This is a genomic window from Acinetobacter sp. YH12076, assembly GCF_013419525.1.
Taxonomy (GTDB): domain Bacteria; phylum Pseudomonadota; class Gammaproteobacteria; order Pseudomonadales; family Moraxellaceae; genus Acinetobacter; species Acinetobacter amyesii.
In genome coordinates this window covers 13,091-34,288 of sequence record NZ_VOZY01000007.1, presented here as the reverse complement: position 1 = coordinate 34,288, position 21,198 = coordinate 13,091, and the positions used below count along the sequence as shown (strand labels likewise).

Genomic DNA, 21,198 nt, shown 5'->3' with positions numbered 1-21,198 from the left:
CGAGTGTTAGTATTTTTAGCCATCCCTAGGCTAGATTGGTGTTCAAAGCGATTAAGCGTCCTTAGGTAAGTATTGCTGCACAATGCTTGAAAAATCTAAGTGTGCATTACCTTGTAAACACAGCTGTTGATACATCTGCTGAACCAGTCCACCTAAAATAATCGGCTGTTTGACTTGTCCTGCGGCTTCTACAGCCAATCCTAGATCTTTCAACATCAACTGAGTTGCAAAACCATCGGTATAACCACGTCCCGCAGGTGCATTTGCTGAGATACCCGGCCATGGATTACATACATCCGAACTCCAGCAACGTCCGCTCGAACTATTCACCACACCTGCTAAGGCTTGAGGATCAATCCCCAGACGCGCACCGAGCGCCATACCTTCAGCAACGGCTGCCATGGAAATACCAAGAATCAAGTTATTGCAAATTTTCGCAATTTGACCTGCACCCACATCGCCACAATGCACAATGTTTTTACCCATGTGCCCCAATACAGCTTTGGTTCTTTCAAAAGTTTGATCATCTGAACCGACCATAAAGGTTAATGTACCTGCCTGAGCACCAATAGTGCCGCCTGAAACAGGTGCATCACAGATTTTTATCTGATGTGCAGCACCCGCCTCGGCTATATCCTTAATGGTTTGCGGATCAATGGTACTGCTATCGATACATAAGCTTCCTGCTTTCATTACCGCTAATACACCATTTTCTCCCAAATACACTTCTTTGACATGCTTGGCAGCAGGCAACATGCTAATCACAACATCTGCTTGTTTCGCTGCATCTTGTGGGCTTTGGCAAACAATGCCACCTGCTTCAGTAAAATGCTGAATCGCAATTTCGCTTAAGTCGAAACCGTAAACCGTAAAACCTGCTTTGAGTAGGTTTTGGGCCATTTTTCCGCCCATGTTTCCTAAACCGATAAAGGCAATATTCATCCTTGAACTCCTAAATTAACGTAGGTTAATGGTGGTATTCACTTCACCTTTTTCTTGTGTATCTTCGAACCAACGACTGGTGATCGTTTTGGTTTGTGTATAGAACTGAACTGCTTGCTTACCATATGGACCTAAGTCACCCAGTTTTGAACCACGCGATCCTGTAAAGCTAAAGAAAGGAACAGGTACAGGAATTGGAATATTGATACCCACTTGACCAATATCGATATCGCTTTGGAATGTACGTGCGACTGCACCGCTTTGTGTAAATAGTCCGACACCGTTGCCGAATGGATTGGCATTAATCAATTCAATCGCCTGCTCCAGAGTATCGACATGAATAATGGCTAATACGGGTCCAAAGATCTCTTCGGTATAGATGCGCATATCGGTTGAAACTTGATTAAAAATCGTTGCTCCGACAAAGTTTCCTTGCTCATAGCCAATGACTTGAACATCACGACCATCCAGCAGCAACTCCGCACCTTGCTCTACACCGCTTTGAATTAAATCCAGTACACGTGCTTTTGCGCGAGGTGAAATGACTGGGCCAATATCGGTATTCGGTTCATGCCCTGCATTGACCTTCAGCGTTTTGGCTTTTTCAACCAGTTCATTAACCCATTCTTTACTTTCACCAACCATGACAGCAACAGACAAAGCCATACAACGCTGACCCGCCGCACCAAATGCTGCACCAACGAGAGCATTTAAAGTTTGTTCTTTATTGGCATCCGGCATTACCACCACATGGTTTTTGGCCCCCATCATCGACTGCACACGTTTTCCATGCTGTCCTGCAAGGTTATATACATGTGTACCAACAGCCGTAGAGCCAACAAACGAAATGGCCTTAATAGCTTTATGTGTGCATAAACGATCAACGACATCCTTACCACCATGCACTACGTTTAATACACCTGCTGGAATACCGGCTTCAATCGCAAGTTCGACAAGCATCATGGTCGACAATGGATCTTGTTCAGATGGCTTTAAAACAAAGGTGTTTCCACTGACAATCGCCATTGGGAACATCCACAGTGGAATCATCGCAGGAAAGTTAAATGGTGTAATTCCTGCACATACACCCAAAGGCTGTTGCAAGGTATAGGTATCCACACCACGTGCAACACCTTCTATATATTCGCCCATTTGAAGTGTGCCAACCGAACACGCATGCTCAACGACTTCTAAACCACGTTGAATATCACCTTCAGCATCTGCAAGTGTCTTTCCTTGCTCAGCAGTCAGTACGCGGGCAATCTCTTTCATATTGCTACGGATGAGATCTTGTAGCTTCAGCATAATGCGCATACGTGCTTGAACAGGCGTTAAGCGCCATGTTTTAAAAGCCTCTTGCGCTGAAGCAATCGCTGCATCCACTTCTTCCATAGTCGCCATTGGAACACGACCCAAAACCTCTTGTGTTGCAGGATTTAGAATGTCTTGCCACTCTGTAGTGTTTGACTCTACAAATTTACCGTTAATTAATAATTTAGCCGTCGCTGACTGAATATTTGACATTGTGTTCATGACCTCTCCATAGGCACTTATTGTTTTGTACTGACTTAGAAAATATCCAAAAGCCTTATATTTATATTTTCCAATTCACTTCAAACTAGCAAAGAAAATTTTGACTACCAATAGAGATTCACGCACGATTGATGTGCAAATATGCACAGGGATGACAATAACAATGAAAGTAGATTGGGATCATTTACAGTATTTTTTGGTTTTGGCTCGTGCGAAAACCCTAACCAATACCGCACGTATTATTGGAGTTGAGCACAGTACGGTTTCTCGACGTATACATGCGCTAGAACTGGCTTTAGGCACACCATTATTTAAACGTGAAGCCACAGGTTATGAGCTCACTTTAGAAGGTTTGGCACTGGTTCCTCGCGTTGAACAAATGGAACAGGCTTTTTTACAAATCGAAAAACCTAACCAACCTATGCAAGGTCGTGTGCGAATTGGCACACCCGAAGGGTTTGGAACAGCATTTTTGACACAGCTCTTGGCAGAATTGTCCAAAAAATACCCCTTGCTGACTATCGACCTTATTCCTGTGCCGAAAATGATCAAGCTTTCACATCGTGAAGCAGATATTGTTATTTCCATCGATCGACCAAAATCAGGCCCCTATATCATTACTCGATTGGCAGACTATTGTTTAAAGATTTATGGCAGTAAAGAATACTTAAAAAACACGCAACCCATTCATACATTAGAAGATTTAAAATCACATACTTTTGTGAACTATATAGATGATCTTGTCTATAGCCCTGAACTGTATTGTTTAGAACGTTTACCTATTCAGCTCAATGCAAACTTTAGAAGTAGTAGTATTTTGGCGCAACAAATTGCCGTGAGTGCGGGTGCTGGATTGGCAATATTGCCCAAATTTTTGGCTGAGGAAAAACCCGAATTAGAACAAGTTTTGGCGCAAGATGTTCGTTTTGTACATACCTTTTGGATGTTGACCTTAGTCGATTTACAACATGAGCCACGCATTAAACTTGTTTGGGACTTTTTGAGAAAAAGAACTGACCAATATCATAGTTTATTAATGGATTAAGAAATGAAGCTACCTTCCAAACTATAACTGTTATAGAAATTTAGATGAATGTTGTATCTATGCTTTCAGGCGATATACCCCAATAATCACCTATAACCACTAGGGATTTAGAGTACATCTTATGAGCAATCAAGAGCCTAAAAAACCGCAAAAATATGCAGACAGTGAAATTTCAGATAAGGCCTTTAAACGTGCCATTATTTGGTTCTCAATCTATGTGCTTTTATTCTGTATTGGTGTAGCGTTTGTCGTTGGTGCAGATAATTCCTATATACCTTAAGCGATAATCTATTCACTTATTACAACTCGCTATTGCATGTATATCTTACATTTCATGTTTGCTAGTGATCAGATCATATTGTATTGATCATTAGGCCAAATAAATTGGTTTAAATTTGAATTTAAAAAAAGCTTGTAAGTCTAGATTTACAAGCTTTTTTGCATTTTTAAAGTGATCAAATTACAGCTATAAAATTACTTTCCCCTCTGAATCGCTTATGCAGGACTCTGTTTTTTTAAACTTGGTGCTGTAGATGCGTTTGAATATATTCACCGTATACCGACATTTTTTCAAAGATGTGTTCTGAATAAAACATGTCTTCTACCAAGACTTGCGCACGGTCAAACTCATATAAACCTAATCGTTGTAAAATTTGCGCATTAATAAACGAAAATTTTTGACATAAATCGATATATTGCTGATCTTTGTCTTTAAATAGCAGCTTTAACATATTGATTTTATTTAGATCAAAGTCAATCGGTTCAGCGTTATCCGCCAAGACATGGATTTCAACATCTAAATATTCAGCAAGCTGATTTAATTTTTCTAAGTCGATATGTAGATGTGTAATACAAATAATTTTGGAAACTTTCGGATTACATAAGCTATTGATCAAACTAAAATAGAAGTATTCTGCTGGCGATAGCTGTTCATTATTTAGCTCAATGTAGACATTGAGTCCCGATAAAACATCATCAACTTTAAATGCGCTAAGTTTAGCCTCAGCATGATAATAACGATTCAATATCGCAACATTTTCAGGGCTTTGTGGTGTAGCGTAGATCACCTTCTGATTCAAATTCGCTAAGATAAAGGGTGCAAATAAAAAAGCCGCATTTTCAGCCTTGGCGTGCATATACTCCTGACAAATACTGACATAGCCCACTTGCTGTACTTGGCGCAAAATTCGACTTCGTAAAAGCACCGCTTCTAAATTAGTATGCTGTTGTTGCAACAGATGCAGCGTTGAATCTGTCAATGGAACATCCACCAGTAAATGTTGTAACAGTTCTAATTCACTGGCTTTAAACATACTCAACTCCCTAACTTCCATACCATTTGACGCCACAAGTGTTGTGGTCAATGCACCTTATAAAAAATTCAAGCTTAAAACTAGATACAGTGAATTTGAAAAAACATATAACAGTACAGACTCATCTGTTATAAAAATATAATGCACAATTAATTTTACTGATATATTTATAACAGAATCTTGTCTTGTTGATGACTATGTATAAATCGGAACAGCTCGCACAGCACCTACGTCAACTGATTGAAAATGGCACTTTAAAAGCGCACGAAAAACTTCCGTCTTTACGTGAACAAGTGCAGTTGTCCGGTTTTAGTTTAATCACGGTCATGAATGCTTATCAGGAGTTGGAATCACGTGGCTTAATCTATGCACGTGAGAAATCTGGCTACTATGTGGCGCAAGGCTTACTCGAAATAGAAGCTGAACAAACTCAAATCGTGTCCTTAAACACACCGGTTGAAATTAACTCTCTGGTCTTTAAGTATTTAAAATCAATACAAGATGAAAAAATCATTCCATTGGGTTCAGCCTTTCCATCTCAAGACATTGTTTTTTCTAAAAAGTTAACCCAAATCATGGGGCAAATTTCCCGAAATCCCAAAAGTTACGATGCCATTGATAATCTTCCACCCGGTAATTTAGCCCTTCGTAAGTTGATTGCACAGCGTTATTGCATGCAAGGCATTGCCACAGATCCAGAGGATATTGTGATTACCTCAGGCTGTATGGATGCACTGAATCTTTCCTTACAGGCCATTGCCTCACCGGGTGATTATATTGTGTTACAGCAAAATATTTTCTATGGCGCATTGCAAGCTGCAGAGCGCTTAGGCCTTAAAGTGGTGACCTTACCTGAACATCCACAAGACGGTTTTGATTTAACCGCGTTTGAACATATTTTAAAAACTTATCCCGTCAAGATCTGTTGGTTGATGCTGAATTCACATAATCCTGTGGGCTTCACAGTGAGTGATGAAATCAAGCAAAAAATTGCCGTGCTCTTACACCAATATCATGTGCATTTAATTGAGGACGATGTGTATGAAGAAATGCATTATGCGTCTAAGAAACCTGTTTCAATGAAATACTTTGATCAAAATAATATGGTCTTACATTGCTCTTCTTTTTCTAAAACGTTGGGCGCTGCATTTCGGGTGGGTTGGGTGCATGCAGGTAAATACTCTCAAGCGATTCAACACTTACAACTCATGAGTACTATTTCCGTCAATACCTTATTGCAAAATGCCTTGGTGGAATTTATTTCAAATTATCATTATGAAAAACATTTACGGGTCTTAAGAAAAAGTCTACAGCAACATAAATTACAGTTTTACCGTTATTTAGAAAGCCGCCTACCGACTGGATGCAAATTACAATATCATCCAAGTGGTTATTTTCTTTGGTTAAAACTACCAGAAAATATTGAAAGCATGGCGGTCTATGAAGCCTTAATTCAACAGCAGATCGGTGTTGCTCCAGGCCGTTTATTTAACGTATCAGAAGCCAAAACTCAATATATCCGTTTAAATTGTTCCTTTGCATGGAAGGATGAGATTCAACAGGCTTTAGATGCCCTCCTTAGTACAATCTCTGCACTTTCCTCAGATCAGATGAATATTTGACAATTTTTATTGTCATCATTATGCTCAAACAGATATTGTTCAAATACATATATTTGTTGTTGAGATAACAACGAATTCATTCAACATTTACCAAAATTCAAAAAACAAATAGGTTCGTTCATGGAAGATCAAAAACACAGTCAACGCATACATGCCTTTAGTTCGGATGTACTCACAGATCTGGATGCTGTGGGGATTGCACAGCTCATCAAATCTAAAGAAGCCTCCGTGCAAGAAATAACTCAAGCGGCCATTGCACGTGCGGAACAAGTGAACCCCCATCTAAATGCCATTGAACTGGACTGTTTTCAGCGTGCTTTAGAGCAAAATCAATATGTTGAACATGGTCTTTTTGCGGGTGTCCCTTTTTTCTTTAAAGATAATCTAGATTATCAAGGATTGCCCTCCCGCCATGGTTCAAAGGCCATAGGTTTAAAACCAGCCGATCGTAATCCTCAAATTAGCCAACAAATCTTAGATCAAGGGTTTGTCGTATTAGGAAAATCCAAGCTCCCTGAATTTGGTCTAAATGCCAGCACCGAATATAAAGATGGATCAGCCACCTATAACCCTTGGCATTTAGGTTATTCCTGCGGTGCATCTTCAGGGGGTTCCGCAGCTCTCGTTGCAGCCGGTGTAGTTCCGATTGCCCATGCCAATGATGGCGGTGGTTCGATTCGTATCCCTGCTGCATGCTGCGGTTTGATTGGATTAAAGCCTAGCCGTGGCCGTACTTATGACAGTGAAGCAGCAGCTTCTCTTCCGATTAATATCATCAGTGAAGGTGTCCTAACCCGTAGCATACGAGATACTGCTCATTTCTATGCAGGAATGGAGTCAAATTATTACAATAAAAAGTTGCCACGCATAGGCATGATTCATGGGCCTTCTAAACGTCGACTACGCATAGGCTTAGTCCCGCAATCGATTACAGGGCAAATAGATAGCGAAACAACTGCAACGTTAATGCATAGCGCAGCACTCTTAGAAAAATTAGGCCATCATGTTGAAGAACTTCAGTTACCTTTTTCCTTAAGCTTTGTTGAAGATTTCAGTGAATATTGGGGGATGTTGTCCTTTTTACTGAGTACCTTTGGCAAGAAAATCTTTGGCGCTGACTTTAATCCCAAAGAGTTAGATCACTTAACCGTTGGTTTATCGAAGTTGTATAAAAAGAACTTTTATAAAACCCCGCTGTTTCTGTATCGATTAAAGAAAATGCAGCAACAATATCGTGAAATCTTTAAGCATTATGACGTTTTGCTATCGCCTGTACTTGCACATACCACACCTAAAATTGGCTATTTATCACCTCAATTACCGTTTGACCAATTATTTGAACGTATTCAGAACTATGTGACATTTACACCTATTCAAAATGTAGTGGGTGCGCCGGGTATGTCGATTCCTATGGGAGAAACGCAAAACGACGGACTACCGATCAGTATGCAAATATCAGCCGATGTCGGTGATGAAAAAACCTTGATCGAACTGGCATATGAAATTGAAGAAGCTCAGCCATGGCGACGTATTCAAGATATGCCTCGAACTGCTTAACAAACTAATCAAAGGTTTAAAAAAGGGAGCTGATTGGCTCCCTTTTTTTATTCAAATCCGCAGAATAAGGCTTTTCAAGGGATCACTGTATTGGAATACAAGATGCTTAATTAAAATGATACGTCAGTCCTGCATATACCGCCCGACCTTCACCAGGTGTTAAACGAGCAGGATCTTTGCCGGCATCGTTATAGCCCGGTGTCACGGTAGATGCATATTTTTTATTGGCTATATTTCTGAAATCCAACCAAGCCATATACTGTTTTTGCGGTTGAATATAGCCGAACGATGCTCCCCAAATTTGCCAATCTTTTGCGTAGAAACTATTGGCATAGTCGGTTGTGACCTTTGCGGCATAAAGTGTATTAACCGCAGCATAAAAGCCTAAAGGATGTTCGTATTTCAGTTCAGCCTGATAGATGTGTTTTGGTATACCTGCAAGCTCATTTTTTCCAAATACCGCATCATTTTTATAGTGAAAATCATTCAAGGTATAGGCTTGTTTCAGTTGAACTTGTCCATATTCATCATTTTGCCAAAGTGAACTGTTTAAACCGAATTCAATCCCTTGATGAATGGTGTCTGAAGCATTCGATTCGGCAATAATCTTTTTAGGCTCTGTTTGGATTTCAACAGCCAACAGTTCATTTTTAACCTGTGAATAGTAATATGCAATATTCCACTCACCTAGTGCATGTTGACCACGCCCACCCAGTTCAAATGTATTCGCAGTCTGACTATTCAAATGAATCGGAGCGCTTTGGCGTCCCGTTGCTGCGCCACTACCATCTGGGAAGTATTGATCAGAACCCCAAATTAAAGCCCATGGATGTGGTGCTTCTAAGCTTCGACTAACATTGGCAAAGAGCTGTGTTTCTGGTTGGATTTGATATCGAAAACCTAGCGATGGCAGGACATTCCATTCACGAATATTTTCTTTATGACTTTGCACAGGCCATGTCACTTCACTTTCACGATGGGTGTACGCCAATGCAACTCGACTATCGAGCCAAAACTGTGGATGTAGTGCCAAGGCGTTGGCATAATGTAAAACATAGTCACCACCTTGGTAGGTATAATGCCGCGTTTCTGTACCCGCAGCATAGGCGCCTTGCGCTACACGCAAACGTTCAACGACCTGACCAACTGGCAAATGCGTAGTACTACGAAAACCTAAGGTATTTTGGCTTTCATGCCCCCACAAGATTCGGTCAAATTGGTAGTTAAATAAGGTACTGATATCATCATAGTCAACATCGGTACTATACAAACCTTCTTGCAAATCCATCGGATAATGATGATAGGCCAGACCCAACTGTAGACGATCGCCCGAGGCCAAAGTCATATTGGTTTTATTCGCCAACCAAAGACTTCCCGGCTGCGGACGATTATTATTCAGCGAGATATTTTGGGCTACTGCTTGTTTTGGATTTTGTTCAATCTGTTGTTGGGTTAGACGTCCAGGTGTTTGGTGTTCAGTCTCTCGGTAACGCAGATAAAAACGTGTATCTAGGTTAGGGTTTATTTGATATCCCACATTGGCCGATAAACCTTTGCTCTGGCTTGAAGCATGATCTTGAAAACCGTCATCATCACTTTGCGTTAAGGAAAGATAATAGTCTAAGTCGCCAATTTGTTGTCCTGAATTGATTTCACTTTTTTGATAACCGTGGCTGCCCATTTCATGATGCACTGACAGTTTTGCTGCATTTTTTCCAGTTGGGCTAGCATAGTTAATTAGCCCCCCCAAGCTTAATGCACCACGTGTTAAACCATTAGCCCCCCGTAAAACCTCTATATGGTCTACCCACAGCGGCTCAAGCAGTTCATAAGGTGTTCCTCCTGGCCCTGTAAATGGCAAATCATCTAAGGTTACATACAACCCTGAAGCATGCGCCCCCGGTGCACGATTGATCCCCGAGCCACGTATCGACAGTTTTACCCCTTCATTTCCTGAAGATGCCGCGTATATCCCCGGTTGATTTTTAAATAAATCAGCATTTGTTCGCTTGGGTACATCTTGAATGTCTGCTGCAACGATCGCATTGGTTGCACCATTTACTTTAGTCAGTGCTTTTTTTATTTGATCATCCATTGAACTTTGTTCAACGTTAATGGTGATTTCAGGTAATACATTGCTATCTGCAACACTATATTGTGCCATTGCAGTAAGCATCATCAGGCTTAAAAGCTTAAGTGACGTGTTGTTATATTTGGAAAATTGAGGGACATCCATGATTGCGTCTTCTAAGTGAAACGAAATTTACGGCAAGGATTGTAGTGTGTTTTATCGTCATGTATGTATCAAAATATTTCAAAATTCATGATTTTTATCAATATCCTTCTTCGTATTTTTATATTCAAATGATTTGTTAAATGAAATAAAACAGATAATTATATTTTTTAGTCAAAAAATATAAGTTTCTAAATAAGATAAAAGCCTTCAATCAGTGAAGATCAAGGGCTAGTATGAATTGAGAGCACGCATTGAAAGATTGTCGGAAAGTTAGATGTCAAAACCTGAACATACTTCCAATCACGCTCTCGTTAAATTGATATTGAAATTTCTAAGGCAATTTAAATTAAACTATTTTCTGTAATAGCATTAGAAGTTGTACATCGCGACTGCATTGATTCGGTTATCTTCCCCCTTAGTACTGCCATTTGGTGCGGCGCCAAAAGCTTCACGTTCACCGTAGACATATTCCAGACCTAAACTAATCGGCTTAACAGGGCTGTAAAATACATTTGCCCATGCTTGCCACAAGTTTTTATTGGCCTTGGTTTTATCGACTAATGAGTTGACATAATCAGCATTATTATCTGCTTTCATATAACCATAGCCCAATGTTCCGCGCCATTGTGCTGAAATTTGTTGAGTTAAACCTACAGTAATCGAATCAAATTCATTGGTGGCGATGATGTCTTTATCCGCATTGGTCACAAAACCTTGGTTCGTCCATGACACAAAACTACTGTCGCCTTTGACATGGTAATAATCCGCTTTGAGCACTGTTTTATCCGTCAAATCTAGCTTTGCGCCCAGACCAAGTCCCCATGCGGTTTCTGTATCCGTATCCGTTTTCTTTTCAGCACCCATCGCACGTGCGCTCAACATGAGTGTATCTGTCATTTTATGGTTTAACCGCGCTGTTAATGCAGGCAAACGCATATTTGAACTGTCATCCTTAGAATCTTCTGCTGCAAGCACAAGATTTGTCTCAGGACTAAATTTGTGACTATAGCGAACTTGCGGTGTACGCTTAACAGCACCACCGACATAGCCCAATGCATCAATGGTTTCAGGCATATAATCAGGTACAGCAAAGTTAGACCATGTTTGCCCCACCAACCAATCACCATAGGTCAAATAGGCATGACGAATCCGCAGTCCATCATTTGCGCCCAAAAAGTCGACTTCAATTTTACCGCCTACATCTCCCACTTGAGTCGGCGTTTTAAAGTCTAGTCCTAAACGTGTGGCAGCAAGTGTTGCTTTTAAACGATCTGAACTTTCAGCATTCCCTTCTAGCGGAACACTATTCATTTGGTTATACAGGCGAGATAAGCTGCCGCCTTCTGCCTGATAAGATGCATCTGCACGCACATTGCCATACAAGCTAAACTCAGCGCCCGATTTGGTATTTAAACTCAGGCTCGGTGTTTGAGTCGGTTTTAGTGCTTGTGCAGCAACTACAGGTCGTTGTTTTACGTCTTTGATTTCACTCGACAATGTGTTTTGTTGTTGAACATATTGCTGCATCATGGCTTTTAACGCTTTGACTTCTTCACGCAACTGCTCAACTTCAGCTTCGCTGACTGCTGCATGTGTCCACATGGGGAACGCGGCTGCACAAGCCAGTATCATCGGTTTAATTTTAAAGGTTTTTTTTACTAAATTTAGCTTTTGAGTTTTCATCCTGACCTCGATTTGGGCGATGCCCTTTCCTTATTTTTTGTCACAATTTCCCACTAGCCCTCATGCTGTGCATCAGGGCCTAGAAACTTAAAATTTTGGGGTAATGTTAAATCTTTAAATATCGGCTTAATTCGCTGGATTTTTGATAGCTTGCGTATTGAGTTTTGGCGATTGACCTTGAGTAGATGCCTCTACAGACGCTTGCAAATTCACCATAAATATTGCTAAAGAAGCAATGACACCGGGAATGGCTATCACCAAGAAGTTCATTTGGTGTGGTAAATTCATGGTTAACAGCGCACCAGTAAGTACCGGTCCAACGATTGCACCAATTCGTCCAATACCCGATGCCCAGCCCATACCTGTAGAACGTACCGTGGTTGGGTAGTATTGTGCGACAAAGGTATAAAGTAAGATTTGTGAACCGATGGTAGCTGCGCCTGCTACAGCAATTAAGGTATACAGAACCATTTGCGGACTGTTAAAGCCCAGTAAGATTAAAGCCAACGCGCCACACATGAACATGATGCTCAGTACTTTTTTGATATGGAATCGGTCTGCCAAAGCACCACCACCAATAGCACCTACCATTCCACCAATATTCAGCGCAAAGAGGAAAATCATACTTGCACCAAGCGAATAGCCAGCTTGAATCATCAATTTTGGTAACCAACTTCCAAGTGCATATACCATCAATAAGCACATGAAAAATGCAATCCAGAACATGAACGTACTGAAACTACGGCCTTGTTGAAATAATGCTTTTAACGGTGCTTTGTCTTCTTCAGAAACTTCATTGAGTACAAATTGAGTATCCGTTGTGAGGACTTGTTCAGAAGCAATTTTAGAGACAATTGTTCGAGTCGTATCTGTTTGATGCTTTGAGGTTAAATACATCAATGATTCAGGGAGGAATTTCCAAATTAAAGGCAATGCAAGACATGGAATAATCGCAATATAAAACATGATTTTCCAGCCATATACAGGCACTAACCAAGCACCCAATAACGCTGAAGCCATACCACCTATGGCATAACCACTAAACATTAGTGCAACCAAGGTACTGCGTATACGTTTTGGCGCGTATTCTGTCATTAATGCGACAACGTTCGGCATAACGCCACCGATGCCTAGACCGGCAAGAAAACGTAAAATACCAAACTCAACGGGAGTACTTGCAAAAGCGCCGCAGAAGGTAAAACCACTAAAGATACCGACACAGATCATAATGGTTTTTTTGCGACCAATTTTATCCGACAGTGTGCCAAAACACATGGCACCAAACATCATGCCAAATAAAGCCGTACTTGCCAGTAAGCCGGCTTGTACCGCAGATAAGGACCATTCTTGCATCAACAACGGTAAGGCAACGCCATAGATCACCAAGTCATAACCGTCAAAAATAATAATCAAAAGACACCAAATCAAAACACCCCAATGAAATGGCGTAAATTTGGCTTCATCAACCAAGGTATTAATATTAATTTTCTGGTTTTGCATAGCCCACCTCCTAATTGTGAAGCTTGTAAAATTCGCTTTTCACAATGAATAAGTCGGTGCTTAATGTCCAAAACCGATTAGGCATGTTTGTATACCTAAAAAGTTGAATACAAATTAATCCCTTGATTCCGCTTTATTTAAACAGATCATTTCATAACTGCAGTTCATCTGAACGTCTAGCGACAGCATACTCAAAACACAGCACGATCATATGGAATCGCTTCTAAATCATATACTTGATAAACACTATCAAATAAACCACGAATATCTTCGCTCTCATCCATATGACGCACAGCCATAAATACAGGGCTAATCGCGGCTTCATCTAAGATAGGAACAAAGGTTAAATGTGTTAATTGCACACTTTGGGCACTCATTGGGGTAATACAAACCCCTTCGTTCGCCGCAACAAAGCCTAGTGCCAGTTGTAATTCACGTACTTCACGTACTTTTTTAGGTTCCAAACCATACTCTGAAAATATGCCACGCACTTGGGTCGAAAAGTTTGGTTTGTTGTGATTTGGGTAAAAAATCAATTGCTGATCGATCAGATCTGCAAGATATACCCCTTCCTTTTTTTGTGCCAAAGGGTGACTAGCGTGTAAGGCTACTACTAAGCGTTCTTCACGCAGTAAAACCCGTTTAATTGCAGGGTCTGAAATACGCAATCGACCAAAGCCGACATCTATACGGCCTTCTTTTAATGCTTTGATTTGTTCAGTGGTCGCCATTTCCTCCATTTCTATTTTTAAATGAGGATGTTGTTGTTTAAATAAATACAAAATATTCGAGAGTAAACCAAACAATAAAGAGCTCACAAAACCGATTGTCACTGTTCTTTCTGTCAAACCGATTCGTTTCGTCATTGATTTAATTTCTTCTGCATTAGACAAAAGTTTTAAAGCATGATGATAAAAAAATTGACCTGCTTCTGTAGTCTTAAGCGGACGGCTACCGCGTTCAAATAACTGAATTCCAAGCTCATGTTCCAAATTTTGAATCTGCCGACTCAAAGGTGGTTGAGCTATATATAGTTTTTCTGCCGCTTTGGTAAAACTCTGCTCTTCAACCACCGCGACAAAGTATCTTAAGTGTCTTAGTTCCATGGTTATCGATACCTATTAAGTATAATAAAATGCAAATTTGATCTTCGACGTGAAGATTTTATTCTTTTAAGGTATATCACATAGACAGGATTAAGCAAATTTAATCCCATCCAACAGATCAAAAACATCGTGCAGTGCATTACCTGAAAGAAGCTTCAGCCGCTACACGAAACAACTTAAAAAGTATTGTTAGACAACCAAACAAGGAACGTGGCAGCCAAAGACCTCTTTTATCGAGTGATAGCCACCCATACTTAAATGCATACTTAAGGAGATATAGTATGAACCGTCAAGAGATTGATGTTCTGGTTAAACAAATGAACGTAGATACAGCGACAGGGCCTGTTGACCAACGTGTACAGCAAGTTGTGGTACGTTTATTGGGTGATTTATTCCAAGCGATTGAAGATCTGGATATTACTCAAACTGAACTATGGAAAGGTCTAGAGTATTTTACAGACGCGGGTCAAGCAAACGAATTGGGTCTTTTAGCCGCTGGTTTAGGTTTAGAGCACTATCTTGATTTACGTGCGGATGAAGCTGATGCGAAAGCAGGTATTACAGGTGGTACACCACGTACCATTGAAGGCCCTTTATATGTGGCTGGCGCACCTGAATCAGTGGGCTTTGCTCGTATGGATGATGGTACGGAAACCGATAAAATTCCAACACTGTTTATTGAAGGTACAGTAACAGATACCGAAGGCAACATCATTGAAGGCGCTAAAGTTGAAATTTGGCATGCCAACAGCCTAGGTAACTATTCTTTCTTTGATAAGTCTCAATCTGACTTTAACCTTCGCCGTACGATTCTTTCTGACCAAGACGGTAAATATGTTGCACAAACCACGATGCCCGTTGGTTATGGCTGCCCTCCAGAAGGTACAACTCAATTTGTTTTAGACAAATTAGGCCGTCATGGTAACCGTCCATCACATGTACATTATTTTATCTCTGCACCAGGTTACCGCAAGCTAACCACTCAATTCAACATCGAAGGTGATAAATACCTTTGGGACGACTTTGCCTTTGCAACTCGTGATGGTCTGGTGGCAACTGCTGTTGATGTCACAGACGAAGCTGAAATTGCACGTCGTGGTCTAAACCAGCCGTTTAAACACATTAGCTTTAATGTTGAGTTAGTTAAAGAACAAGCTGCTGCACCAAATACTGAAGTTGATCGTCGACGCGCTAGCGCTTAATTACTCACCCAAAGGAAGCCGAGCTGTCTCATCCTAGTATGACAACTCGGCGACTATCCCCTCATTGGACAGTCGGAGAATGGACATGCCACGTATTCCTGTAATTAACACCAGCCATCTAGATCGTATTGATGAACTTCTTGTCGATAATTTTGACACTGGTGAATTTAAACTGCACCGCTCAGTATTTACCGATCAAGCGTTGTTTGATCTTGAAATGAAATACATTTTTGAAGGTAACTGGGTATATTTGGCACATGAAAGCCAAATTCCAAATAACAATGATTATTACACGACTCATATTGGCCGCCAGCCGATCATCATTGCACGTAACCGTAATGGTGAACTGAATGCCATGATCAATGCCTGCTCACACCGTGGTGCACAGTTATGTCGTTATAAAAAAGGCAACAAAGCGACGTATACCTGTCCATTCCATGGTTGGACCTTTAATAACTCAGGTAAATTGCTCAAAGTTAAAGACCCTGCCGAAGCCGGTTATTCAGATTGTTTTAACCAAGATGGTTCACATGACTTGAAAAAAGTCGCACGCTTTGAAAGTTATAAAGGCTTTTTATTTGGTAGCTTAAATCCTGATGTGCCAAGCCTTGAAGAATTCTTGGGTGAAACCACCAAAATTATCGACATGATCGAAGGTCAGTCGGAAAACGGTTTGGAAGTTTTACGTGGTTCATCTACCTATACCTATGAAGGTAACTGGAAACTGACAGCTGAAAATGGCGCAGATGGCTATCACGTTTCAGCCGTGCATTGGAACTATGCAGCAACCACACAGCACCGTAAAGAAGCACAAGCGGCAGATAATATTCGTGCCATGAGTGCGGGTTCTTGGGGCAAGCAAGGTGGTGGTTCTTATGGTTTTGACAGTGGTCACATGTTGTTATGGACCCAATGGGCAAACCCAGAAGACCGTCCAAACTTTAGCAAAGCCGATGAATATACCGAAAAATTTGGCGCGCCGATGTCGAAATGGATGATTGAACGTTCACGTAACCTATGTATTTATCCAAACGTTTATTTGATGGATCAATTCGGTTCACAAATTCGCGTTTTACGCCCGATTTCTGTCAATAAAACTGAAGTCACCATTTACTGTATCGCCCCTGTTGGTGAAGAGCCAGAAGCACGTACACGTCGTATTCGTCAATATGAAGACTTCTTTAATGCTTCAGGCATGGCAACACCTGACGATTTAGAAGAATTCCGTGCCTGCCAAGCAGGTTATGCAGGGATTGAATTGGAATGGAACGACATGTGCCGTGGTTCAAAACACTGGATTCATGGACCGGATGATGCAGCCAATGAAATTGGATTAAAACCGCTATTAAGTGGCATCAAAACCGAAGATGAAGGTCTTTACCTTGCTCAGCATCAATATTGGTTAAAAACCATGAAACATGCCATCGCTGAAGAAAAAGAATTGGCAGAACAAGTCGCAAATGAACAAGGAGATGTCGCATGAATGCAACTGCACATTTAGACAGCGTAAGCATTGAAGCTGTATCTCAGTTCCTCTACCGCGAAGCGCGTTTTTTAGATGATGAAAAGTGGGATGAGTGGCTAGAGTGCTATGCCCCATCTGCATCATTTTGGATGCCGGCTTGGGATGACGATGACCGCCTAACGGAAGATCCGCAGTCTGAGATTTCTTTGATTTATTATCCAGACCGTCAAGGTTTAGAAGACCGTGTCTTCCGCATTAAAACTGAGCGTTCATCTGCCACGATGCCAGATACCCGAACCAGCCATAACATTAATAACGTCGAGATTATTGAACGTGATGGTGACAAAGTAACGGTGCGTTTTAACTGGAACACCTTAAGTTTCCGCTACAAAACCAACTATAGCTACTTTGGCATGTCACGTTATGAAATTGATTTTTCAGGCGAGCAGCCAAAAATCCTCAGCAAATATGTTGTTCTGAAAAACGATTATATCAACCAAGTTATTGATATTTATCACCTCTAAAAGCTTATTTTACTAAGCAAGGTTTTACTTTCAGCCAGAAGGATATTTGGCTGAAAGGACACGTTATACCAGATTTTCAAAAGGATATTCAGCCATGTCAAACCATAATGTTGCACTTCAATTTGAAGATGGCGTTACTCGTTTTATTAGTGTTGCTCAAGGTGAAACCCTATCCGACGCAGCCTATCGTCAAAAAATCAATATCCCTCTAGATTGCCGTGATGGCGCATGTGGGACATGCCGTGCATTTTGTGAGTCGGGAACTTACGACATGCCTGAAGAATCTTATATCGAAGACGCTTTAACCCCCGAAGAAGCTGAGCAAGGTTATATTTTAGCTTGCCAATGTCGTCCAAGTTCAGATGCGGTTTTCCAAATCAGTGCATCATCTGACGTGTGTAAAACTGAAATTCATGAGTTTCAAGGCACATTGTCTCGTGTTGAAAATATGTCGGATTCTACGATTACCTTTGATATTCAACTGGATGAAGATCAACCTGACATTAACTTCTTGGCAGGTCAATACGTCAATGTCGGCATTCCGGGGACTGAAGAAACACGTTCGTATTCGTTTAGTTCAAAGCCGGGCAATCGTTTAACAGGCTTCGTGGTTCGTAATGTCCCTGAAGGAAAAATGAGTACCTTCCTGAGTGCCAATGCGAAAGCCGGCGACAAAATGACCTTCAAAGGTCCTTTTGGTAGTTTTTATCTGCGTAATGTCGTCCGCCCTGTGGTCATGCTTGCAGGTGGTACAGGTATTGCGCCGTTTATGTCCATGTTACAAGTGCTTGAAGAAAAAGGTTCTGAACAACCTGTTCGTCTTGTATTTGGCGTAACCAATGACTTTGACATCGTGGCAAAAGACAAGCTCGATGAATTACAAAGCAAACTCCCGTGGTTCGAATACCGTACTGTGGTCGCTCACCCTGAGTCACAGCATGAACGTAAAGGCTATGTGACCAGTCATGTTGAAAAAGATTGGTTAAACAACGGCGATGTAGATATTTATCTCTGTGGTCCTGTGCCGATGGTTGAAGCTGTACGTGGCTGGTTAGATACAGAAGGCGTTAAACCTGCAAACTTCTTGTTTGAAAAATTCTCAGCGAATTAAGGGAGAATAGTTTAATGTCAGAACAAGCCAGATTTAGCAATAAAGTTGTCATTGTAACCGGTGCCGCTCAAGGTATCGGTCGTGGAGTCGCACTACAAGTGGCCCGAGAAGGCGCTCAAGTGGTATTGGCAGATCTTTCAGATTTTGTTGAAGATACGCTGAACGATATTCAAGCCCATAATGGCGATGCCATTATTGTTAAAGCCAATCTTGAAACATATTCAGGCGCTCAATTAGTTGCTACCCAAGCCATTGAAAAATATGGCCGAATTGATATCTTGATCAATAACGTCGGAGGTGCGATTTGGATGAAGCCCTTCCAAGAGTTTTCAGAAGAAGAAATCATTAAGGAAGTTAATCGTTCATTATTTCCAACTATGTGGTGCTGCCGAGCCGTGTTACCTGAAATGATTAAAAATCAGCAAGGGACGATTGTGAATGTATCTTCTATTGCAACCCGTGGTATTAACCGTGTGCCATATTCATCGTCAAAAGGTGGGGTCAATGGCTTAACCGCTGCACTCGCTTTTGAGCATGCCAAAGATGGTATTCGAGTCAATGCCGTAGCCACAGGTGGCACAGAAGCGCCACCACGGAAAGTACCAAGAAACGCAAACCCATTGTCAGATCATGAAAAACAATGGATGCAAGACGTAGTCGATCAAACCATTGACCGTACATTCTTGGGACGCTATGGCACAATTCAGGAACAAGTCAATGCCATCCTATTTTTGGCATCCGATGATTCATCTTATATGACAGGAACAGTCGTCCCTGTTGGTGGTGGAGATCAAGGTTAATCTCTAAAAATCATTGGTTAAATTCAACAGGCTCATTGACATAGTCGCATGGAGGCAAAAGCGATGGCACCCCTGTTAAAAACATTAAAAGAAGATTGGTCGATCTCAGCGACGGTTGCAGGATTTTTAGCCGTGCTGATCTCCTATTCAGGCCCATTGATTATTTTTTTCCAAGCCGCACAAAAAGCCCAAGTCTCCCCAGCCATGATGATTTCATGGATTTGGGGGATTTCTATTGGTGCAGCACTGGCGGGTATTTATCTCTCTATTAAATATAAAACCCCGGTAATTACCGCGTGGTCAGCGCCCGGTACGGCTCTTTTAGTCACCCTCTTTCCGAATATTTCGCTGAATGAAGCCATAGCGGCTTATATCACGTCTGCTATCGTTATATTTTTGATTGGAATCACCGGCTATTTTGACAAACTCCTAAAATGGATTCCTCAAGATGTCGCTGCGGGAATGATGGCAGGTATTTTATTTCAGTTTGGGCTTGGACTGTTCATTGCTACAGATAGTATGCCGATCATTGTCTTTGGCATGTTATTAGTCTTTCTGATTTCTAAAAGACTATCGCCACGCTACGCGATGATTTGGGTCTTACTGACTGGAGTCGTTTTGAGTTTTTCATTAGGAAAAATTAATCCTGTTGATGTGAATTTTCAACTCGCTATACCGCAGTTTATTGCCCCAATTTGGACTTGGAACTCAACTTTAAATTTGGCGATTCCCTTAATCTTAGTCAGTCTGAGTGGTCAATTTCTTCCGGGGATGGCGATCATGAAACTCAGTGGATATGACACGCCAGCTAAGCCCATTATTACAGCGACCAGTATTGCCTCGCTCGTTGTCGCATGTGTCGGAGGCATTACCATTGTTTTAGCGTCTATCACCGCAGCCATGTGTATGGGCAAAGATGCACATGAACTGAAAGAAAAACGCTATATAGCCGGTATTGCCAATGGTATTTTTTATATTTTAGGCGGCTTATTTGCAGGCAGCATTGTCATGTTATTTAGCCTATTACCTAAAGAGTTGGTCGCTGCACTTGCAGGTCTAGCGTTATTAGGAGCGATTGGAACAAATATGTCGGTTGCGATGAAAAATGAAGCCAATCGTGATGCAGCGCTGATTACCTTTTTAGCGACAGCATCAGGTATGCATTTTTTAGGGCTAAGCTCAGTTTTTTGGGGGATTTGTATCGGTGTTGCGGCACATGTCATTTTGACCAACCGTGTAACTACACAAGCGCCGATGACAACGGCTCAAGATTCTAAAAGTTCATAATATCCAAACGCATTGCTAATACAAAGAAGATGGAAAATTACATCTTCTTTGTTTAATCAAAAATAAAATGCTTTCATTTAGACTTCGGTTAATTCAGGCAATTCTCGATGAGCGATTTCAAAAGCTTCTTGAACATCTAATCCCACAGCAGTCAATAAAAGCTCTACAACTTTGGCAATCAAGTGAACCCTTTAGGCAAATAAGCATAGCAACGCACAGATTCAATTTTTATGATGAAGTAATCGCCACCTAGCCTTAGTTTAAAAAAAACC

Annotated in this window: 17 protein-coding genes; 10 read left to right on the top strand and 7 right to left on the bottom strand. The window is 41.1% G+C overall.

All coding sequences use genetic code 11. The features are described 5' to 3' along the window. Positions 1-51: 51 nt before the first annotated feature. Positions 52-942 (bottom strand): 3-hydroxyisobutyrate dehydrogenase, encoded by an 891-nt coding sequence (mmsB, locus tag FTU22_RS08365; RefSeq protein ID WP_180093903.1) that lies wholly within the window; start codon positions 940-942, stop codon positions 52-54. Positions 943-957: 15 nt separating this feature from the next. Continuing rightward, complete coding sequence (locus tag FTU22_RS08360; RefSeq protein WP_180093901.1) at positions 958-2,475, bottom strand: CoA-acylating methylmalonate-semialdehyde dehydrogenase; 1,518 nt, start codon at positions 2,473-2,475, stop codon at positions 958-960. A 163-nt stretch (positions 2,476-2,638) separates the two neighbouring features. Here FTU22_RS08360 and FTU22_RS08355 point away from each other — a divergent pair, with 163 nt between their 5' ends. Both FTU22_RS08355 and FTU22_RS08350 read left to right on the top strand, forming a co-directional pair. Continuing rightward, positions 2,639-3,520, top strand: coding sequence for a LysR family transcriptional regulator (locus FTU22_RS08355; RefSeq protein ID WP_078193328.1), 882 nt, complete (start codon positions 2,639-2,641; stop codon positions 3,518-3,520). A gap of 121 nt (positions 3,521-3,641) precedes the next feature. Beyond that, positions 3,642-3,800 (top strand): hypothetical protein, encoded by a 159-nt coding sequence (locus tag FTU22_RS08350; protein ID WP_180054701.1) that lies wholly within the window; start codon positions 3,642-3,644, stop codon positions 3,798-3,800. A 235-nt stretch (positions 3,801-4,035) separates the two neighbouring features. Here the strand turns inward: FTU22_RS08350 and FTU22_RS08345 are convergent, their stop codons facing one another. Continuing rightward, on the bottom strand, positions 4,036-4,833 hold the full coding sequence (locus tag FTU22_RS08345; protein WP_180093899.1) for a hypothetical protein: 798 nt from the start codon (positions 4,831-4,833) through the stop codon (positions 4,036-4,038). Between the two features lie 197 nt (positions 4,834-5,030). On the opposite strand from FTU22_RS08345, the gene FTU22_RS08340 reads away from it, so the two are divergent. Continuing rightward, a complete protein-coding gene (locus FTU22_RS08340) occupies positions 5,031-6,455 on the top strand; it encodes a PLP-dependent aminotransferase family protein (RefSeq protein ID WP_180094102.1) in 1,425 nt (474 codons plus the stop codon). Between the two features lie 120 nt (positions 6,456-6,575). Next, a complete protein-coding gene (locus FTU22_RS08335; RefSeq protein WP_180093897.1) occupies positions 6,576-8,012 on the top strand; it encodes an amidase in 1,437 nt (478 codons plus the stop codon). Between the two features lie 106 nt (positions 8,013-8,118). Here the strand turns inward: FTU22_RS08335 and FTU22_RS08330 are convergent, their stop codons facing one another. The 4 genes from FTU22_RS08330 to FTU22_RS08315 all read right to left on the bottom strand — a co-directional run bounded on the left by FTU22_RS08330 (position 8,119) and on the right by FTU22_RS08315 (position 14,537). Continuing rightward, positions 8,119-10,248 carry a TonB-dependent receptor domain-containing protein gene (locus FTU22_RS08330; protein ID WP_180093895.1) on the bottom strand — a complete coding sequence of 710 codons (2,130 nt, stop codon included), beginning with the start codon at positions 10,246-10,248 and terminating at the stop codon, positions 8,119-8,121. Positions 10,249-10,617: 369 nt separating this feature from the next. Then, positions 10,618-11,931 (bottom strand): DcaP family trimeric outer membrane transporter, encoded by a 1,314-nt coding sequence (locus FTU22_RS08325; protein WP_180093893.1) that lies wholly within the window; start codon positions 11,929-11,931, stop codon positions 10,618-10,620. 126 nt (positions 11,932-12,057) lie between these two features. After that, positions 12,058-13,431: an MFS transporter gene (locus tag FTU22_RS08320; protein WP_180093891.1), complete on the bottom strand. Its 1,374-nt coding sequence runs from the start codon at positions 13,429-13,431 to the stop codon at positions 12,058-12,060. 191 nt (positions 13,432-13,622) lie between these two features. Beyond that, on the bottom strand, positions 13,623-14,537 hold the full coding sequence (locus tag FTU22_RS08315) for a LysR family transcriptional regulator (protein WP_180027179.1): 915 nt from the start codon (positions 14,535-14,537) through the stop codon (positions 13,623-13,625). Positions 14,538-14,818: 281 nt separating this feature from the next. On the opposite strand from FTU22_RS08315, the gene catA reads away from it, so the two are divergent. The 6 genes from catA (at position 14,819) to benE (ending at position 20,926) form a co-directional block, all read left to right on the top strand. Then, positions 14,819-15,739, top strand: coding sequence for a catechol 1,2-dioxygenase (catA, locus tag FTU22_RS08310; protein WP_111884643.1), 921 nt, complete (start codon positions 14,819-14,821; stop codon positions 15,737-15,739). A gap of 85 nt (positions 15,740-15,824) precedes the next feature. After that, positions 15,825-17,222, top strand: a complete 1,398-nt coding sequence (gene benA / locus FTU22_RS08305; RefSeq protein WP_180093889.1) for a benzoate 1,2-dioxygenase large subunit — start codon at positions 15,825-15,827, stop codon at positions 17,220-17,222. Beyond that, positions 17,219-17,728 carry a benzoate 1,2-dioxygenase small subunit gene (benB, locus tag FTU22_RS08300; RefSeq protein ID WP_180079092.1) on the top strand — a complete coding sequence of 170 codons (510 nt, stop codon included), beginning with the start codon at positions 17,219-17,221 and terminating at the stop codon, positions 17,726-17,728. The genes benA and benB overlap by 4 nt, the downstream gene beginning before the upstream one ends. Positions 17,729-17,822: 94 nt before the next feature. Continuing rightward, the gene (gene benC, locus FTU22_RS08295) at positions 17,823-18,839 is read left to right on the top strand and encodes a benzoate 1,2-dioxygenase electron transfer component BenC (RefSeq protein WP_180093887.1); all 1,017 of its coding nucleotides are present in this window, start codon (positions 17,823-17,825) and stop codon (positions 18,837-18,839) included. 14 nt (positions 18,840-18,853) lie between these two features. Beyond that, entirely contained in the window at positions 18,854-19,639 is a 786-nt protein-coding gene (benD, locus tag FTU22_RS08290) for a benzoate diol dehydrogenase BenD (protein WP_180093885.1), read from the top strand. 63 nt (positions 19,640-19,702) lie between these two features. Continuing rightward, on the top strand, positions 19,703-20,926 hold the full coding sequence (gene benE, locus FTU22_RS08285; protein ID WP_180093883.1) for a benzoate/H(+) symporter BenE: 1,224 nt from the start codon (positions 19,703-19,705) through the stop codon (positions 20,924-20,926). The last annotated feature ends 272 nt before the right edge of the window (positions 20,927-21,198 follow it).